The organism is Pedobacter insulae (assembly GCF_900113525.1).
GTDB classification, from domain to species: Bacteria; Bacteroidota; Bacteroidia; order Sphingobacteriales; family Sphingobacteriaceae; genus Pedobacter; species Pedobacter insulae.
On sequence record NZ_FOPP01000010.1, the window covers coordinates 44,002 to 64,220 of the forward strand.

Genomic DNA, 20,219 nt, shown 5'->3' on the forward strand with positions numbered 1-20,219 from the left:
CCATGAAAATAACAAGACTTTTATTTTTTGTTCTACTGTTCATCTCTTTTGTAAAAGCATATGCACAGGCTCCTGTTTTTGAACAAAATAAGGGCGAGGACATGAGTGCCTATAACCAGGCATTAGATACAGTACAGGATGCCCTGTACGAAACTTTAATCAATCCTTCATCGGGCTGGCGCAATGATTATATCAATTACGAAGCCCAGGATTTTGTGCGCTTGTTTGTAGACGATGAATATACAGCACCGGTAAGCAAGTTTAGCTATATGTTCCTGGTAAAAGTAACCCGATGGGATGTAAACGGCACACAAACGAATTTTAATGTAAGCATTCCCCTGAGTTATGACCCTGAACAATACAAGCCCTACCGGGATATTTCAGTATATCGTTTTACAGGTGCACATAAATTTACCTGCAATATCCTTTCGGTAACCGATGCGGGCACAGGAGGCAGTGTGAGCTTCGGCAGCCTGAAACGGAAATTCGTGCTCCGGCAGGAAATCAGGGCCGACCGGTATGAAAAAAGCAGTTATGATGAGGTGGTGAGCAGCACTGATCTGACCCATAGTTTTACTCCCGGGAAAATCAGGATAGACTGGTCGCCAGTAGTAGCAAAATCACCCACTGAATTTGAACTGGAATGGATTCATGTGGATGATTACGGGGGTAATTACACAGACTTTTTAAGGGATTACCCTGTTTTGTTACACGATTTCGAAGATGAAGGTAGCACTTACGGTTGGGAACCTGTTGATTTCACAATAGCAGACGGAAAAATGAACATAAATGACGAGCAACACATTTATAGACCCTTTACAACAGTACCACAACAAACGTTTAAGATAACCTTGACAGTGAGTTCACTTACCAACGGTAAGGAACTCACTGTAACCGCTTATGATTCCGCTTCCTTTAGTGCATTAGGGCAACTTCTGATAACCGCACCCGGAACTTATGATCTGGAATTTGAGGCTGTTAAACAAAGCTTCGCATTGGGCCTGGATAATGAGGATGAGGCGAGTTGCTCAATTGAAGAGGTTGGATTCCAGAATATAACATATGAGCCAGCAAGCGGGCAGCCCTATTACAAACCGGCTGAGAAGCTAACCTATAACTTTAAGAACAATGCCACCCGTGTGCGTGTAAGTGATAACAATTACACCATAGAAGATGTATTTGAACGTGGTTACTTACTTTACCGGGTACGCAGGGTAAGACTTGATTCCATATACCGTAAATATGAAAAATTCAGTCCCTGGTCGGATACCTCGCAAAGCGGAATGGTGGCAGATTACGCTGATACTGCCGTAACAGGCGCACACGAAAGCGACAGCCTGAACTGGAACTACCAGGTGAGCTATGCAGAAGACGGCAAGCGAAAGGACATGGTGGGCTATTATGACGGCTTGCTTAAACCCAGACAGCAGGTGGCTATCAGCAACAGCGACCATACTGCTATTGTAGGCGAAAGCAAATATGACTATACGGGAAGACCCGCCATACAAATATTGCCTGTGCCTGCATTGAAACAAGATACAGGGTATTATGACAGGCTTCGCTATTATGATGCTTTTAACCGCAATGCTTCCGGTCAGCCATATTCGGCCTTGGATTTTGATTCGCTCGAGGCGGCCTGTATATTAAAAACGGCCGATTCCTTATCAGTATCATCCGGGGCATCGCGCTATTATTCAGGCAATAATCCAAATAAGGCCGATTTTCAGAAATATGTTCCCGATGCTCAAGGTTACCCGATGGTGCAAACCGAGTACATGCCCGACAACACCGGCAGAGTACGCAGGCAGGGTGGCGTGGGTGCCGACCACCAGCTTGGCACGGGGCATGAAACCTTTTATGAATATTCCCAGCCCGGGCAGGCAGAGCTCGACCGGCTTTTCGGTTCGGAAACCGGTATGGCTTCCCATTACAAAAAGCAAACGGTAACCGATGCCAACGGGCAGGTGAGCGTGAGCTATACCGACATGACCGGACGGGTGGTAGCCACCGCCTTATCAGGGCCAAGCCCTGCTAACCTGCAGGCATTGCCTGAAAACAGGCCGGCAAGCTTTATGGTGAACAGCATTAAGGATAATAATGTAATGAGCGCCAATGGCATTGAATTGTCGTATGAGCATACCGTGAGCGAGGAAGGCCCCATTTATATTGATTACCGGATGCTAAGCAGTTCCTTTAATAAAGGATGTGCTGAGATCTGTTTTCAGTGCGTGTATAATTATGAGCTCACGCTTTTTAACAAAAGCTGTAACCAGGTTATTTTCAGCTTTAAAGACACGCTGGGTTTCCTGAACCCATTGGATACCCTTTGTGAAAGCATTGCATCGGTAAATATCCTGGATCACCTGGGTGACTTGCAGGCTTTGGAAAGCAGCATTGATACCCTGCACAACCTGATTATGATTCCAGGGCTGGATAAAGGTACTTATGCATTAACGAAGCGGTTGTATGTTAACCCGGGTGCATCCGCTCTGTACTTTGAGCGTTACAGGAACCAGAGCGAATGTGTCCGGTCTTTCGAATCATTTTACCAGCAGGCGCTCGATTCTACCGATTTTTCGGGTTGCGACCCATGCGATACCTGCGGACAGGGCGATGCTTACGGGTATTGCGATGCCATGCTGGAACAGATGAAAAGCGATGTGAGCCCTGGCGGGCAATATTGCACATACGAGCATGATGAAAACGGAAACATTAAACTGATTGACAATGATACGATGACCTCGGTGATGCGGGTGACCCGCTACAAAACCATTAAGGCATACAGCACCAACGACAGCCTGGACAAAATACTTTTGGCTGACGGTACGATTGATTCGGCATACAAAGCCGATGTGCATCACTTTATCACCTACTTTAAAAGCAGCTGGGCCGACAGCCTGGTAAAGTTTCACCCGGAATACCCTTTTTACCTGTATTGCAAAAACTTTCTGAGCGAAAGTTATGCCTATGATGCAGAGCAAAATGCGATGACATCCTACGACACGGCATTTAAATACGGATACCTGAACCCCACCGGCATCAGCGGGTTAAAGATGGGTTTCCCTACAGATACCACAGGCCGCGATCCTTATTTTCATGCGAATCCTACGCTTAAAACCACCATGAATACCCGTATGCTTAATTTCAGGACGGTGAATGATACGGTGTACAGCATCTGGGATATGGCTGCCATGCAAACCTTTTGTTCGCCCATTACCGACCCGTATGAACAATACGCCTGTTTGCAGGCATTCAGGGACAGGCGTGTGGTGGACAGCCTGTTTTTCAGCAAGGCCGACCGGGCTGAGTTTATGCAGGCTTTCTATGGGATGTACAGCAGCCTGAAACAGGAGATAATTAACGAAAATATAGAGGATGCCCTCACCCTTTACACCAATATAACTCCCGGTATCACCTATCCAAATTGTTATGTAGGAGAAACAGGATGTGGTGATTATGCAACCAAAATAAGGCGGTATTACACCGGCTATAGTGACGGGCTGAACCGCAGCGCTGGTGATGCGGCTGTGGGTGAAGAGATGAAGGAGCGCATAGGAGATGAACTCGGACAGGACAGTACCTGCTATAATGCCGCATTAAAATGGTTGGAAGAACTACAGGCCTGCCCTTACCGGCCTGCTGCGGCCACAACTGCATACACAGCCATGAAGGATTCGTTGATTTTGCTATGCCAGCGCGGCAGGCTTGCTTCAAATCCACCCTCTTTATTCCCGGTTACCAGCCTGCCTGCACATTATAATGTGGGCTTTCGCAGCATGCAGCAATTGCTCAATTATTTTTATGGCGAAGACAGTACGGCTGCAATTAACCAGATAGGTTGCAGCTCCTCCTTGCTGAGCAATTCATATAATTACACGCACAGCTTTACCCAAAGCCAGGCCGATGCAGAATGCCAGTGCCTGAAAAACAACGTAATTATCCCAAAGCAGGTTGAAATACATGATTCCGTGCCAAACAGCATGGAAGGCCGGTGTATAAGAAGTGTAAAGACATTGGACTCAACTGGTTTAGGTATCAGGCAGTTAATGGATTCTATTCTACACAGAGGGGCAGCACTTAAAACCGGTGTGAGCTTTTGGGATACGGGATACATGGCCTATAAGACATACCTTAAACCACATAAGTTTAAGTATGAGATCGTGGGCAGCAATGAGGTTATACAGAATTATCCCGGGGCATTGGCGTCAAGAAGTGTGCACCAGTGGCGCATAAATTTCAGCGACTCTTTATATCCGGAAGAACGGTGTAACGTATTCTTTAATATTAACAGCGATATAGCAGCATACCTCTTTTCGGGTCATGCTAAAATCATTGGTTTTGAATATGTGAGCAGAGATACATTTATGGTAATTGCAGGAAGTGACGATGTTGCGAATCCTTATCGTTTTACAGGATTCAGCAACTGTTTAAGGATGTTCAGGGATTCATGCATAGAAAGTACTACTGATACCCTGTATGGTAGTCCATTCCGGGTGGACTCAACAGAATACGATAGCTTTATGGTAATGGCCAGGGCGATACGCAATGGCACTGCCGACAGCCTGATGGCAGAGTATATGAGCGGTGGAGATTGCGAAGACGAGCTGTCTTTACCATCCTGTGTTACCCCTGTAAATACACGAACACTGGATTTAATAGATGTAATGAACGAGGCTTTGTATGTTGGTCGTCTCGAACCCGGGGCATTTGATAATATATCCATCAATAAACCGGAGTACTGGATTGGAACCCATGATGGAAATTCAATAGATAACAGAGGATGGTATAACTATACCATGGATGAGTTATCACCAACCTATGTGCAAAAATTTGCTTTAGACTGGAGCCGGTATGATGGCTATCAATCCTTTACTTTTCCTTCTAACGACCAGGATGAGCCTTATTGTCTGGATGATCAGAACAAATTAAGTGACCCTTATTTTATGGGCGTTTCGGTTTTTGGAATCTTGTATGGTGAAAATATACCGATAGAAAATTGCCGTCTTTCTTACGGTGACCCGTTGCGAAGTGGTATTGAAATAGCGGATATAGATTCTTTTATTGATTTCAGGTATGATCCTTTATACAACAGTTTTGTAGTAACAGCATTGATATTCGATACCATATACCGCTCGCATATATTACCATGGAAACGGACAATGAGAATTATACAAAGGCCTCACCTGCTAACGGTAAGGAGTTGCTTTGACGGTGGGATGTGCGGAGATTATGCAAACGGCAGCACGCCCGGATCATTTAAACGCACCTATATAGAAGAAGACAGGGATTATAATTTTCAATATAATTTTGAGTGCGAAGACCTCGAAAGATATTATAAAGGAATACGCGATTACACCTGTGATAATGCAGATATACGTGACTTGTTACTTGATTCGGGATACACGCCTATGTTCCTTGAAAACGTACTGAATGAAAAGGCAAAGGCTACTCATTATACCAATCTGAATGGGAATTGGGTATATGTAAATACCCTGGTTTCAGTAAATCCAGATTACACCGGCAATCCGTATCAGAACGTGGACGATTTTTTTTCCATAGCAGGTTTACCATCGGCAATAGCAGGCATTACTGGTGGCAACCGTTACAATATGGATTATCTGACTGATTCATTCATGATCATGCATCTGGGGGATACCGGTTTGTTAACAGGGTGCCAGCTTACGCTGAAATTGATAGATGGTGACGGGGAATTTGACTTTGGATTAGTTGATAGCTTCTATCAATTGCGCCCTGATGAAGATAAGTTACGCGAGTATTTTCTTGCAGGTGATTTTGATAAAGGCAGGCATTATTTTACCATTATGGCATGGGACAATGATTCGGGTTTCGCTTATAAGCTGCGGGGTTGGTTGAGTTGTGTACCCGTCTTTAACTGCATAGTTCCGGCATCCGGGAATCTGGCTTATAGTAAAGACAACCGCTGCGGCTGCAGTACCTGCCCCGAGGTGAAACAAGTTGTGGATTCATTCATGGTGCTGTATAATAACCCGGCTATAAATGTAGCAACCACACAAAAGGCTATGACAGGCTTCTTAAATAATAACCTGAATAATAACCTGACGTGGAATGAATATGAAAGCTTTATGGCCGGTTGCCACTTGTTCGACCGACAGGAACAGCAGGTAACTTATTGTGATTACTGGGTAAAAGCAGATTTCGATTCAATTTCATTTCTAACCCTTAATAACTTTTTAAACTCCATTAACAATGAAAAAGGCTACCTGATTACCTATAAAAGCATGGCCACCATAAGCCTCGACAGTGCAGAGTTTTGCTTTAACCTCAGCGATTTGCCCGAAAGTGAAAAAACAAAATACACCAACAAGCTGGATTCGTTTTTCAAGGCAAGGTTCTTTAGTTACCGTTCCATGATGCAGCCGGTGAGTGCCTGCGGCATTACCATAGATGCTTTCAGTCAGTCAGGATGTTTCGGCATATTGGGCAATAAAATTGACTCCCTGGTGTGTATGCGCTTTGGGCTGACCATGCCGGGTGCAGGTTATTTCCGCATGCTTAAAAATACTTATGTAGCATCAGATACCTTATACCGATGGTGCTTGGATCTTTCGGCCAAAAGCATAACGGAAAAGCAGGCCATATATGATGTGGTGGACAGCCTGCTGGAACACTGCAGCCAGGTGAGCTATTACACCAATTTCAGCACACGCAAAGGTCATGGACGGGTATCTGCAGATAGCATGACCATACGGCAACTCGATACCAACTACCTTACGGTGAAGGGGGATGTATGCGAATCATGTACGGATATATATGATAAGCTGCTTAAATACCAGCAACAGGTATATGAAACCAAACCGGAGCTGGTGCGCGAAGCGGCTTTGCCGGAGCAGGGCGAAAGACATTTGCGCAACTGGTATGGCTATGATGTGCAGATAAGCGAAACACAACCTGAAAGTACCGGTGGCGAAAAACAAACACAGGTGTGCGCTCCAACAAGCAAAGCTTATGATCTTTTAGGGCTGATGAGAATGCTCCATAGGGAGGATAATTTTTTTGATAATGATATTATAAACCTGGGGCATGATACATTTGCTTCGCTGATAGATACCAACGGGGCTGATGCATTTTATGAACTGTTGGATTTTGACGAGAGTGATACCCTGCGGGTTGTACTTACCTTTTCGATAAGCCAGGGGGAAAAGATATGTAAATACACCATGGCAGGCAGTATGCAGATGTTGGCGATGGACACCCTGATGGGTATCAGCAGTTACCCGGGCAACAGCAGCATGGCCTTGCTGGTGGCCGGCTCTGCAGGATGGCTGAACACTTACACCATAAGCTCCGATTGCGATGGCCTGAGCAATTGCTGCACTTTTGTAATGCCTAAGCTTTGTTTCCGCAGCAACTTTGAAGTGATGCCATTGGATACCGGAGCCTGCCGCAGGCAGCTTACCGAAATTGCACGCAGCAATGCCATGGAAGCATACCGGGAATATACCGATTCGCTTAAGCTGGCCTTTGCCGATGAATACAATGGTTTTTGCTTAGATAACGCAGTAGAAAATGAACAGATTGGCGTGGGATATCACTTTGCCGAATACCATTACACCTTGTATTATTATGATTTGGCGGGCAACCTGCTTAAAACAGTACCTCCTGCAGGGGTAGATACACTGGATATAAGCCCGGAGCTTACCGAAACGCTGAACAGCAACCGGAAAACCTATGAGGCCGGCACACATGTGCATACCGCCCATACTCTGGCCACCAATTACCGCTACAACAGCCTGGGGCAGGTGCGCTGGCAAAAAACACCCGATGCCGGAGAAAGCCGTTTTTATTACGATTTGCTTGGACGGCTTGTTGTGAGCCAGAACAGCCGGCAGGCCGCGCAGGGCAATGTATATAGCTATACCGTGCGCGATGTGCTGAACCGGGTAACAGAAGTGGGCCAGATAAGCAGCACCGCCATACACGAAGACTCCCTTAAATTTCATTATAATATTTATTACCCGGCATGGCTGGCAAGGGGCTATAAAACACAGATTACAAAAACCTATTACGACAATACATACAGCACAACAATAAACAACCTGTTTACTTACGGGCAACAATACCTGCGCAGCAGAGTGGCCACAGTTGCCTACTACGAATACAATGTAAGCAACTACAGCTACGCCACCCATTACAGCTACGATCTGCACGGCAATGTAGATGTGCTGGTGCAGGATTACCCCGAGCTGCAAGGCATGGGAAACCGGTATAAATACATTCATTACCATTACGACCTGGTGAGCGGCAAGGTGAATATGGTTCGTTACCAGCCCGGCCAGCCCGACCGCTTTTACCATAAGTATGTGTATGATGCCGACAACCGGTTACGGAGCGTGCATACCAGCAGCGACAGCGTGGTGTGGGACGATGATGCCGCGTATAAATATTACAGGCACGGGCCGCTTGCCCGCATGGAGCTGGGCGGCAAAAATGTGCAGGGAGTTGATTATGCCTACACCATACACGGCTGGCTTAAAGGTGTGAACAGCAACACGCTGGACAGTACCCGCGACATGGGACAAGACGGATTTGGGAACATGGCCTTTGCAGCCGATGCATATGGCTTTACCCTGGGTTATTACAATGGCGATTACAAACCCATAGACAACAGCTATTACAATACCGCCACAGCCTTTGTGGCTAATATAACTGCTGATCCTTTTCTCAATGCCAATCACCTGTATAATGGCAACATCAGCCACATGGTGCAGGCCGTACGGCCATTAATGACCGCAAACCAACCGATGGCCAACATTTACAGGTACGACCAGTTGAACCGGATAACAGAAATGACGACTAAAACCGATGTGAATGTGGCCGGAAATATATGGGAAGGAATTGCCGATATAGAATCCGACTACATGAACACCTTTAGCTACGACCCCAACGGCAACATAAAAACCCAGGTCAGATATGGAGCCGGTACCAGCAAAATAGATGAGCTTACTTATAGCTATTACCCCGGCACCAACCGGCTTAAGCGTGTAAATGATGTGGTGAATCCGGGTGACTATCCTGATGACATAGACGACCAGACAGGCGACAATTACCAATACGATGCCATAGGCAACCTGGCCAAAGATGTAGCCGAAGAGATAGATACCATACAATGGAATGTATATGGCAAATTACGGCACATCAAACGCAGCGAAAGCAGTACAAAACCCGGGCTGGAATTTAAGTACGATGCTTCGGGGCAAAGAGCGGTAAAAATAGTGAAAGCCGGAGCCAGCGAAAACACCTGGACCAAACAGTATTATGTAAGAGATGCCCAGGGCAATGTAATGGCTACTTACAACAGCAAGAGCTATGTAGCCAATGATGATTTGAATATTGCGGCTATTACAGATTGGATTATTGACAGCCTTGGCACAGACAGCCTGATAAAGCTGATGCAGGATAATTACAGCAGCAATTCGGAATTTAAAGCATTGCTGATAGACCGGCTGGTGATTAACGGGGCGGGATTTAATGTGCTGGATAACTATGACCTTTCAGAGATACTGGGCTGGGACAATACATTGGCAAATATAGTAGTGTCTTATATGAATGATAATGATGTGACCGTACAGCAGGCATTTTTAAGCGGACTGATTTATTATGATAAGGCCCAGTTCATGACCAACCTGCAAAGCTGTTCGGGGGTTAACCAGCCGAATGTAATTAGTGCGTTTTTCCACAACAATGATGTGCTGTATAATACCTTAAAATACATGTGCGATAACGGAATGACAGACCTGCTGGAGCCCACCTGCATAAGCCTTGGCATTACGTACCAGGTGTGCGACCCGTTCCCTCCGTTTGATTGTTTCCCGGTAAGCTGCGAAGAACTTGCAGCGAATATGCGCGATTATTACGACCGCAATGCGCTGATCAGTTCGTTAATGATGATTAACGGCTACTCGGCCATGGTTGATAATATAAACAACTCAAACAGCGAAAGCGAAATTATAGCAGCATTAGACCCCGCGGGAATATTGGATGGGGTTAGCTTTTTTACCGGATTGGCCGGCTGCCTTGAGCTGACCATGTTAAATGATTACTTAACAGGTTCATACAGTTATCAGCATCTTGCCAAGGTTAGCATCATATCTCATCTTTCCCATGCCTTTTTATTAAACCTGGCCATGGATGATGATAGCGAATTGCTGATACAACATGCAATAAATGAAAGCTTATTAAGCCTGAACGAAACCCTTGCAGGCCTGAGCGGATTTGATATAACCACCTACATGAACCTGGTAAAACTCAGGTGGGGGCAACAGGCTTACGAAAGCCTTGCAAGCAATTTAATTTACACCCAGCAACTCAAACTTGCCGAGCATCATTTGTATGGCAGCAGTAGGTTTGGCGTGAGATATGCCGATACCACTTTGTTCCAGAGAGACATAACAATAAACGGTTTTGATTCTTTAGGACAAATAATTGTAGATGATGTGCTGGATAGTATTAAATTGCATATAGATACTACGCAATTTTATTACATGCTTGCACAGAAACAATATGAATTAACCAACCACCTTGGCAATGTTTTAGCGACAGTTAGTGATCGCAAAACACCTGTGGGCAGCGGCGTTGATTATTTTAAAGCTGATGTGATAAACGCAAATTATTACTATCCATTCGGTAGTTCGCTGAAAAGCTGGCAGAGCGATACAACCTATAAATACAAATATCAATTTAACAGAAAGGAAATTGACAAAGAAGGCTTAGGAGGAGGTGGCTGGACTTATGATTATGGATTCAGGATTTACAATGCTCAATTAGGGAAATTTTTGAGTGTAGATCCATTATGCTCAGCTTTTCCATGGTGGACACCGTACCAATTTGCTGGAAATACACCAATTTTTGCGATAGATGCAGATGGTTTAGAAATAAGAAATGCATATTATGAGTATTCTAACAACGGAGAAAAATTAGCTTTAAAAAATCCTAATGAACAGTATTTGGCAGATAGAGTGGATGAAGCAATTGAACTTTTACGAAAAGACGATAAAGCCTTATATAATTTCTTGAATAAAAATGATGTTGAAGTTAATGCTAACTCTTTACCCAGCAACACAAGTGGAAATTATACAATCCATCAACTTGGGAATACTGAAATGAAATATGACTATGTTACATTAACAGCACAACAGGCTTATGATTTGGAACATGGTGAGGGAGCATTTGAGCAACTTGGTATTGATGATTTTGAAGCAGTTAAAAAATATATCGAAGAATATAAAACTCATGAAAAGGTTGTTGGCAAATGGAAAACAGTAATTACAATTGATGTAAGGAAAATTGATGATCTAAATAAAAAAGCATTGCTAGGAGAACCAGGTTATAGACAAACAGGAGTCGGAAGAGTAATGAAGCATGAGGCAGCTCATTTCCTTTATAATATAAAGCATGCTTATGATTATGTTAAGAATATTTGGAAGAAGGGATGGGAGGCACTGTCAGAAAAATTTGCAAAAGATAGAGAAAATGAATATGATGGAAAAGAAGAAACTGAAACACCAATTGATTAGAACTTTTCTGTTACTATTAGTAACAATTAGTTATTTCCCTGCATCTGCTATTAATGATTATTATCGTGCAGAAATTCTTTTCAAAAAAGTAGCTGAAACAGCAGTGATTAATTCTTTGAGTAACAAAGAAGAAGTTATTACTTGGCAGAAGCAGTATATTGGTCGTAGAGATGATTTTCTTGTTAGAGCTGATACGATCGTTTTCCTCGACAGTACATACAATAGGGGTATAATGGGATGCACGATTAGTGGTACAAACTTCTATTTGGTTTATTATATAAATTGTTTAACATGGAAGTCTACACTATTGTCATATGGTTACTATGGTAAAAGAGAATTTGTGCAGACTGGTTGGCAAAAATTGATTAAAGCAGAAGGTGAGTATTTTGGTAGCATTTCGGATTCTTCAATTCAACATTTATTCTTAGACATTAGCATTCCATCATCGTTTTTGATATATCATCATGGCATTAAAGTAAATAGAATTTTTGAAAGAGAATCAATAAATGTCTATAATAATAATTTGATAGGAAACGATGTGTTTCCTTATGTATTGATGAATATTTTTGATAATACATTCCAGTATATCAGAATTAAAGGTTCAAAGAATAGATTTTCAATTCAAATTCTTAATGATGGCAAAAAGCATGTAAGAATAAGTGAAGCAGATCAACAAGTAGGAATCCGTATTGATTTTAAACCATAGGTATTTAGTCATTTGATATACATCTTTGTGTTGAATTTTAAAGAATAATAGAAAGAAATAAAAAATATTTTGTTCTAATTCGTTAAAGGCGTTTAGTAAAAGCTATCCCATGGAGAGTGTAATTCTTTATAGAAAAACTTGAAATGTCAATATTACAAGACATCAGATGTTTAAATCCTAAAACTATTTGATACGCAATACGCAAATTGGCTTTAATTACTTAGCCGAGATTATATCTTCCGTAATAATAAAATGAATACCAATTACGAAAAAAAGATAAAAGAGCATCAAAAGGGTAAACTGATAATGGCGGTAATCATTGTTGTTATTGCTGTTCTAATTGCGGCAATAAAATATCTGTTCACAAGAGGTAATTTTTGATTTTAACAACAATGTGACGTGTGATTTTTTGTAACAGTCTTTAAGGAATTAAATTGTTTTGCAAAGAATGATTTTGCTGAAATTCAATTTACCATTTATACACTTGCCGATTATATTTGCTTAAAACATCAGTAAAAATGACCTTGATTACTGCTCAAATCGGCAGCAAACTCCGGTTGCTCCGAGCACAAAACAGCTTTTCACAAAAGCATATTTTGGATGAAACAGGGATACCTGACGCAATTTATGAACGGATGGAGAACGGCAGAACAGGCTATCGGATAACCCATCTTCGAAAGCTATTTATGTTATACGAGATAACATTTACCGATTTCTTTTCGGATATTAAATGAAGAGAGATATTACTTGGATTTTTTAAAAGAAGTAACATATTTGCTCCGTCATTAAGGCATTACTTTAATGTCAACCGCATTTGCGGTTATTGAAGTGCCCTCGTGGGGTTTAATGGTTATACAGGCTAATTGGGAACTCCTCCGGGAGTTCCGGTTAGCTGTTTCTGATGTTCAAAATCAATCCTTTTTTCTCTAATAAGTTGTGAAATAGCAATTGTCTGGATATGATTACTTTTTTATAATCAGGTGTTCCAAAGCCGGGTCGTTCATCATGTTCTGTATTTCTGTTTGCACAATGTCCTGTACCTGCTGTTTGATTAAAAGATAGTTGCGCTGTACCATACCGTTGTTTACCTGCCTGATTACGGGGATTGGCACGTAGGCATCTTCTTCGGCTTTCAAGGCATTGTGGTCATTTACTATGCTGCAATGAAATGCTTTCAGCTCTATCTTTTCATCAGGATTATCAGCTACCATCCCTACAAAATCACCACTGCTCAAAGCAGCAATTTTTGATGCCGGAACGGCAGCTTCCAACTGCTTGCTTTTGCTGATGGACGTATCTCCGGAGTTGATTGAAAGGCTCTGCCTGTCCTGCATGATGCGCCCGATCCGGTCACTCAATTGTTTGGCGGTATCTCCGGTTACCTGTCCTGAAATGATGTTCCCGACAATACCCATGATTACATCTGCCTGCTCACGGCCATAGTCCTTTCTAAGCTGTGAGAGATCCTGGATACCTAGCGTTGTGGCTACCTTATTACTGCGGGCTGTGGCAATCAGACTGTCTATGCCGTTAAGGTAGATGGTCGGGAACTCATCAAAAATAAGGCTTGATTTCAGCTTTCCTTTTTGGTTCACCAGCTTCACCAAACGGTTCACATAGAGTGAAAGCACTGCTCCGTAAATCTGAATCTTTTGCGGATTGTTACCACAACATACCAGTTTAGGAGCACCAGGATTATTGATGTCCAAAGTAAAATCATTGCCTGACAGTACATAATATAATTGTGGTGATGACAGTCTTGCGATGGCCACCTTGCCGGATGCAATCTGCCCTTCGAGCTGCTCCATTACATCGTTCATATAGGCATTAATAAACGGGTTGATGAGCACTTCAATCTCTTTTTCAGTCCGCAGAATGGTAAACAGATCATCATAGGGCAACTGCATAAATTCAATGACATGTGGCAGGGTACAATATTCTCCATCCTGATATTTGCGCAGGAACCAGATGATGGCGGTCAGAAAATTGATCGGGCTTTCCACGAAAAAATCACCCTGCTTCTTAATCCACTCACGGTTCAATCCCATTAAGATAGTCCTTGCACTTTCGGCTGCATCGGTTATGTCGGTCATGGAAAGCGGGTCTAGCGGATTGCAGCGATGGCTCTTTGTCAGGTCGTCAAAATTGATAAAATAACATTCGGATTGCCCTTTATACCTATGCCTGTTCTTTAGCCATGTATTGTAAACAATCAGCGATAAATCCGGAAATTTGAAATCATAAACGAACATGGCGAAGCCCTTTCGGATATGCTGTGTAATTACATGGCGGATTACAAAGTAGCTTTTTCCTGAACCGGGACTGCCCAAAACAAGCAGTGCCCTGAAGGGATTGATTACGTTGATCCAGCTTTTTCTGCGTTTGCTTTTGAGTTGATAGGTAGCAGGAAGATTGATGGAATATTCGTTTTCCAACAGCCTTTCCTCCTGTGGAAAGGTCTCGTTTTCGGAGTTGAAAATATCGTTCTTAAGCGCATCGCGAATGATACGCGAAAGCAATGTTGCCCCGCTCATAAAGAGTAAAAAACCAACGCTTGTTATACTGATATAAATAATTGCTTTAGTAACAACCTGTACAGGAGCATACAAAACCAACCCACTTAAAAAGTATATGAGCAGTCCGGGAATGATGTATGCAAATGCGGTTTTATAGCTGAGCTTTTCATCCTTTTTACCCCTTGCCCCGATCAGTGAAATGAGGAGTATGCCAAGGGCAATCAGCTTGGATTTATGAAAGGTAGAAAATAGCCCGGTATTATAAATATTGCCGAGTATATTATCTGAAAGTTCAGCGGTCAGTCCCCAAATCTTAAAGGCTGCATAGCAGAAATAATAGCAATGCAGCATCAGGATAAAGACACTGATGAGCCGGGTAAAATCCATTATTTTTCTGAGTGCCTGTTCGTTTTCTCCTGTTTGAAGTGCCATAATCTTTCTCCTCCTTTATCTTTATATTATCTTCTTTTCTTTTTCTTCTTTTTGCGTTTCCAGTCAAATGGAACATTCTGGGAGCTGTTTTCATGCCCCATGATGCTTTCAATTATTCCCTTTTCATTATCATTCCCACCAATGGCAGTATCAGGATTGGTAGAGATAAACGGCACAGACTTTTCTTCCTTTTCCGGGGGATTGATGGTTTTTAGTTTCCTGTCTTCGGGCTTTAATGAGATTCCCTGAAGCTTTTCGAGCAATCCTTTTGCGCTGTATCCCTTGCCGATATTACTTCCGTTGAAAACACATTTTGTGCGGTGATCGACATATGTTAGGCCATAGATTATCCCATCGGCATTTTGCCGGATGGTAAGATGGATGCCTTCGTTTTTTAGTTTTAAAACCAATTGATCCAGGTTCATTTTTGGGTTGCGAAGCAGTAAAAGATCCACGGTGTTCTTAACCCTGGCCTTGTGCGATTGCCTGGCTACATCGTTGGCGAGATATTTTTTTTCAAGGAACTTCATTCCGGGATTATTATAAAAAGCACTGGCTTTTACAGGCACGCCAACGGGTTTTCCATCTGCGTCCAATACATGGTAAACCAATCCGTGATGACGGAATATTCTGGAGGTTTCATTGCCCCGGTCTGCGGCAATGTTATATTGGTTCAGCACCGCATTCAGTTCGGGAAGCGATGTATATTTATAGCCTGAAAGCACTGCCTGAAGGACATTGGAAATAGCTTTTCTCGTAGGTTTTTCACCATAAACAACCTTGCTTGCATTGACCGGCTCAAGACTGAAAGCCTGCTTTTTTTGCTCTTCTGCCTTGACCAATCCATACTTGTTTTCAATTGTTTTCCGGGCAGGTTCAGAACGGTTTCTGCCGATGTTAAATGTATCAATGTTTGTGCCGTCAGGTCTGATTCTTACGGTGGCGATATGGATATGCGGGTGTGCTGCATCGTCATGGCGGTATACCAGATAGGGCTGGTTTCCGAAACCAATTTGCTGCATGTATTCACCAGAAATCTCCCTTAGCTTTTCATCAGAAAGCTGTTCACCGGGTGCAAAGTTCAGGGAGATATGGATGCTGTTTCGTTTGACATCAGGGTTCAGGGCAACCGTTTTCAGCAGCATATTCAAACGCTGTTTTTCGTTCAGGTCTTCTAAGCCCACTGGATAGTTTCCGGCCATCAGGCACTGCGCAAGGCCGTGTTTGACCTTGTTTTCGTTATACAAAAAAGTGCGCCTGATTGATGTTCCTGAACCGATCACTGCAACCATAATTTTGCCCCTTCAGCGATCAGTTCTTTTACTTCAGCAATGTTTTTGAACAGTATTTCCTTCTCTTTTTCATAAAGCGAAATCCATGCCTTTAGCTCACGTTCATTGTCCGACATGTGCAACTTATGCACCATCTGGTTATAGTTGTTGGTTACCCCGTTCAGGTCATTTTGTACCTTTACAAGTACAGCAATCAGCTCATCAAGGGAGCCGTTCCTGTGTACCACAGTTACCGGTTCTGAAAGAAAAACCTTGCGGGCATAGCGGCTCAGTTTCTTCTCTGTGGTCTTTGAAAAATTGTCGGTAAGCAGCTTGTACTCGTCTTCATCCAGCCTTAAATGAAGCCATTTGTTCTTCATTTTTTTAGTTTCTTCTTCCTTCATCACCTTATCCCTTTCACTTAAAATTCAACCTAAAAATGGCAACGCCCACCGAGTTTCGAGGATGGGCCAAGATGCCGAAGTATCACTTCGGAACATCTTGCCGGTTTCGCGAGCATGCAGGAAACCCGGTTTGGGAATGTTTTAGTCCCAGCTTTGAGAAAATCTGAAAAGTTATCCTGTAACACATATCAACCTCACATATTGAATACCTAAAAATGCCAATACGAAAATATAAAAGCACATCTGCAAAACAGTTACCTGTTCGATTTTGAAACTGGTGGGCAAATTGGTATATCGGTACATTTGTCGGGTGAAGAAGGATTTAAAATAATGTAGTATGGAAAACAAAAATTTGCAGCTCGTGTATGAAGCATTGTTGAGTGCTCCGGGCATGAATGAAACGGTAAGGATTGATTTGCGGCCATCCCGCAGGATCGTGCTTTTATTAAGCCAGGTAGTTGAGCTTGGCCTATTATCAAAAGGCGGTAACGGCATTGCGGAAGCTGTATCGGAAGAATCGCGGAATGAACTGAAAGAGCTAATTGAGAGCTGCATTGAAAAATCGCAGCTTACTGAGTTCATTAAAAACCTGAAAGGGTTACAGCACATCAAAGGATAGAAGAAAGGGGATTACATGTCCCCTTGATCTGCCAATGAATAGTATCCGTTGGCAGTGATGATAATGTGATCATTTACATCAATGGTCAGTAGTTTTCCGGCAGCGACCAGTTTTTCAGTAATGAGGATGTCTTGCGTACTTGGCTTAAGATTGCCGGTGGGATGATTGTGCGAAATCACCAGTGCAGATGCGTTCATCTTTAAGGCGGCAATCATCACCAGCTTAATATCAATGACCGTTCCGCAGGTTCCACCTGTTGAAAGGTCGAAGATTCCCAGCACATGGTTTGCACGGTTGAGCAGAATTACCTTTGACTGCTCAACGAGTTCTATTTTATCCATGTCCCAGTTTTTTAACAGCAGTTCATAACACGCTGATGATCGATTTGCGACAGGCCTGTCTTTGGCGGCAACTTTTGATTTATAAGATAACTCAATCTCTGCAACCTGAAAATTTTTTAAAGCTTCCATAACATATTTATTAAGTGATTAAAAATTAATTATGGATACACAATCGGCAATGGTCGAGCAGCGCAAAAAGCAACGCAATAAATGAAGGGGTGTGCGGGAGTTTGTGTTTATGGCGGAATTTTTTGCTGCGCCCCGAAGACCGGATGCCGAACTTTGCGCAGTAATTGATTTAAACCCCCAAGCACTTTTATGAAAGGGTACAAGAACAGGTTTTGCGCTTACGATAAATACAGATGTTATTTTCAGCCATCATGTAGCTTTAAAAATTCGGGCAGTTATGTTAGTGGAAAGATGAAATGAAGGCCACAAAAAAAAGCAGTCTCACGGTGAAAACTGCGCAAAGGGGAATGGTGTATGGTCAGCATTTTGTGCCGCGTGACTGCACCGCTGAATGCGAGCGACTGCTCCCTCGTCCAGAGGGTGCTGTCAGCGAGCCGCCTTAATTTAGCGGCTTAACATTTTCTATCTGTTGCTCATGGGCTTCCTGTTTGGAATACCACCATCCGAAAGCGATAACGAACAGTCCTGCAAGAATGAGAAGCAAACCGATGAACCTGAAGAACCGTTCAACAAGCGTGATACCGACTGCCTTTTCGTAAGAGCTGAACTGTTGCATACCCGTGCTGCTCCTGCGGTTAAATTTTCTTCGCCCGATGACATAGCGGATAGCTATCCCAATGATAAGGGCAATGCTGCCCAATAATAAAAAACTTGTTCCCATCGCTTAGGTCAATTGTACAGGTTGTGTCCTGAATGTTTTCAAATTAAGAAAAAATCCCCGATATGTGAGCATCCCGTCACGGAACAATTTCCATAATAGTGCCATGCCCATTTGTGCCAGTGCGGAATTGATAAAAAGATCCTGTTTTTCCAATGCCTCTTCAAGGGAGCAGCTTGGTGTATCATCACCCTGTTCCGATTGCTTTAGCAGGTCGGCAAATTCATCGGTAACAAACGGCAGGTTTTCCACCGTTTCATATTTTTCCGAACGGGGCTGTCTGATATTACCGATTGTAGATAGTATTACCTGTCCCGTATGTTGGCTGTTGCCGAAGTCCATCCAGTAGCGCCCACGGTTCAGGTGGAAGTTATCGTTTTTGAGCCGCTTCAATATTTCCGCAATCTCAAAACGCGCCTTCACACTATCCACGCAGGAGATGCAGATAGCCGCCCCCGCATGTTCGGGCAACCTGTCCATACAGTCCCGTTCAAACTTTACGGTTTCCGCTTTCCAGTTTGTACCTGCCCATCTGTTGGCACGGTTGATTAAAGCCACCGATTTGTACAGTCCTGTCTCGCATGATGCAAATCGCTGCCTGCCAAGATTGGCCTCGCTGATTATATCGTCATCCCAAAGGCGGACGATAAGGCCTGCATGGCCCAGGGCGATTAAGCTGTGGTTGATTTCCATCAGGGCAGTCAATATTTTTGAACCGGTTCCTCCTGCACCGATAACATTTACCGATATGGGATTGGTGGGGTTAATCAGATAGTTGTCCGTAAAATGGACGGTTGATTTTTCGTTGTTCATCGCAGTAAATCCTTTAGGTTTATCTTACTTTTTTTCAATACTTCCTTTGGGAATGGTTCATTGGTATTTACAAGGCTTTCCCATAACATTACGCAATTGCCCTTTACAGGGTTATAAGCTTCCATCAGATGGCTGAAGTAGCTGTTGAAGAAATACTTCTCCCAATCGGAGGTAAACGCTTCCAATGAAGCGGCTTTTTTTATCCGAACATCCACATTACCCATGCACACGTTTCCATTTTCATACACGTTGAAAAAAGGAGCGTTAAACAACCTTGTTTTTTCGGTCGGTCTGCGGTTGCTGCCCAATGCAAATACCGACAGGCTGTTCCTGTCCGCTACCCACAGCATGGGTGGTACGTATGCCCAACCTTTGGCAATGCCCAAATCTTCTGTAAAGTAAAGTTCCCTGCGCATGGTCTTGGTAAACCATACAGCTCTCCCCTTCACCGCATCAAGGTGCAGTACATGGTTTCCGATAATCCCTTCGGGTTTGAGGCAGGGTTCTTTTTGCTGCTTTGCAGTTTTCAAAGCCCTTGCCAGTTGGTTCGCTTCCCTTATGGTCAGCGGATGGGCATTAATCGGTATGCCCTGTTTGTCCATTTCAAAATATTCCACATAGGTATCAGCAGTAGTTCCCTTTGACTGATAGAATACAAGTGCGGATTTGGGATGGTACAGGGTTCCGAAATTTTCTGTGATGTCTTCCATTGTAC

Annotated in this window: 11 protein-coding genes; 5 read left to right on the forward strand and 6 right to left on the reverse strand. The window is 43.3% G+C overall.

What is annotated here, in order from left to right; translation table 11 throughout:
• Positions 1–2 precede the first annotated feature (2 nt).
• From BM207_RS15525 to BM207_RS15535, 3 genes are all read left to right on the forward strand, one after another.
• Positions 3–11,555 carry an RHS repeat-associated core domain-containing protein gene (locus tag BM207_RS15525; protein WP_090996369.1) on the forward strand — a complete coding sequence of 3,851 codons (11,553 nt, stop codon included), beginning with the start codon at positions 3–5 and terminating at the stop codon, positions 11,553–11,555.
• A complete protein-coding gene (locus BM207_RS15530) occupies positions 11,518–12,261 on the forward strand; it encodes a hypothetical protein (RefSeq protein ID WP_143095976.1) in 744 nt (247 codons plus the stop codon). The genes BM207_RS15525 and BM207_RS15530 overlap by 38 nt, the downstream gene beginning before the upstream one ends.
• Positions 12,262–12,779: 518 nt before the next feature.
• Entirely contained in the window at positions 12,780–12,995 is a 216-nt protein-coding gene (locus BM207_RS15535) for a helix-turn-helix domain-containing protein (protein WP_090996375.1), read from the forward strand.
• Between the two features lie 228 nt (positions 12,996–13,223).
• On the opposite strand, the gene mobC is transcribed toward BM207_RS15535, so the two are convergent.
• From mobC to BM207_RS15550, 3 genes are read right to left on the reverse strand one after another with little or no spacing between them, the layout of a single operon-like run.
• Positions 13,224–15,209: a conjugal transfer protein MobC gene (mobC, locus tag BM207_RS15540; RefSeq protein WP_090996378.1), complete on the reverse strand. Its 1,986-nt coding sequence runs from the start codon at positions 15,207–15,209 to the stop codon at positions 13,224–13,226.
• 26 nt (positions 15,210–15,235) lie between these two features.
• The gene (locus BM207_RS15545) at positions 15,236–16,501 is read right to left on the reverse strand and encodes a relaxase/mobilization nuclease domain-containing protein (RefSeq protein WP_090996381.1); all 1,266 of its coding nucleotides are present in this window, start codon (positions 16,499–16,501) and stop codon (positions 15,236–15,238) included.
• The gene (locus tag BM207_RS15550) at positions 16,489–16,860 is read right to left on the reverse strand and encodes a plasmid mobilization protein (protein WP_143095977.1); all 372 of its coding nucleotides are present in this window, start codon (positions 16,858–16,860) and stop codon (positions 16,489–16,491) included. Before BM207_RS15550 ends, BM207_RS15545 begins: the two co-directional genes overlap by 13 nt.
• A gap of 361 nt (positions 16,861–17,221) precedes the next feature.
• Here BM207_RS15550 and BM207_RS15555 point away from each other — a divergent pair, with 361 nt between their 5' ends.
• Positions 17,222–17,503, forward strand: a complete 282-nt coding sequence (locus BM207_RS15555) for a hypothetical protein (protein WP_090996387.1) — start codon at positions 17,222–17,224, stop codon at positions 17,501–17,503.
• Positions 17,504–17,514: 11 nt separating this feature from the next.
• On the opposite strand, the gene BM207_RS15560 is transcribed toward BM207_RS15555, so the two are convergent.
• On the reverse strand, positions 17,515–17,973 hold the full coding sequence (locus BM207_RS15560; protein ID WP_090996389.1) for a JAB domain-containing protein: 459 nt from the start codon (positions 17,971–17,973) through the stop codon (positions 17,515–17,517).
• 475 nt (positions 17,974–18,448) lie between these two features.
• Here BM207_RS15560 and BM207_RS15565 point away from each other — a divergent pair, with 475 nt between their 5' ends.
• Positions 18,449–18,676 (forward strand): hypothetical protein, encoded by a 228-nt coding sequence (locus BM207_RS15565; protein WP_090996392.1) that lies wholly within the window; start codon positions 18,449–18,451, stop codon positions 18,674–18,676.
• A gap of 21 nt (positions 18,677–18,697) precedes the next feature.
• Here the strand turns inward: BM207_RS15565 and BM207_RS15570 are convergent, their stop codons facing one another.
• Positions 18,698–19,504: a PRTRC system ThiF family protein gene (locus BM207_RS15570; RefSeq protein WP_090996395.1), complete on the reverse strand. Its 807-nt coding sequence runs from the start codon at positions 19,502–19,504 to the stop codon at positions 18,698–18,700.
• Positions 19,501–20,214: a PRTRC system protein B gene (locus tag BM207_RS15575; protein ID WP_090996398.1), complete on the reverse strand. Its 714-nt coding sequence runs from the start codon at positions 20,212–20,214 to the stop codon at positions 19,501–19,503. Before BM207_RS15575 ends, BM207_RS15570 begins: the two co-directional genes overlap by 4 nt.
• Positions 20,215–20,219 lie beyond the last annotated feature (5 nt).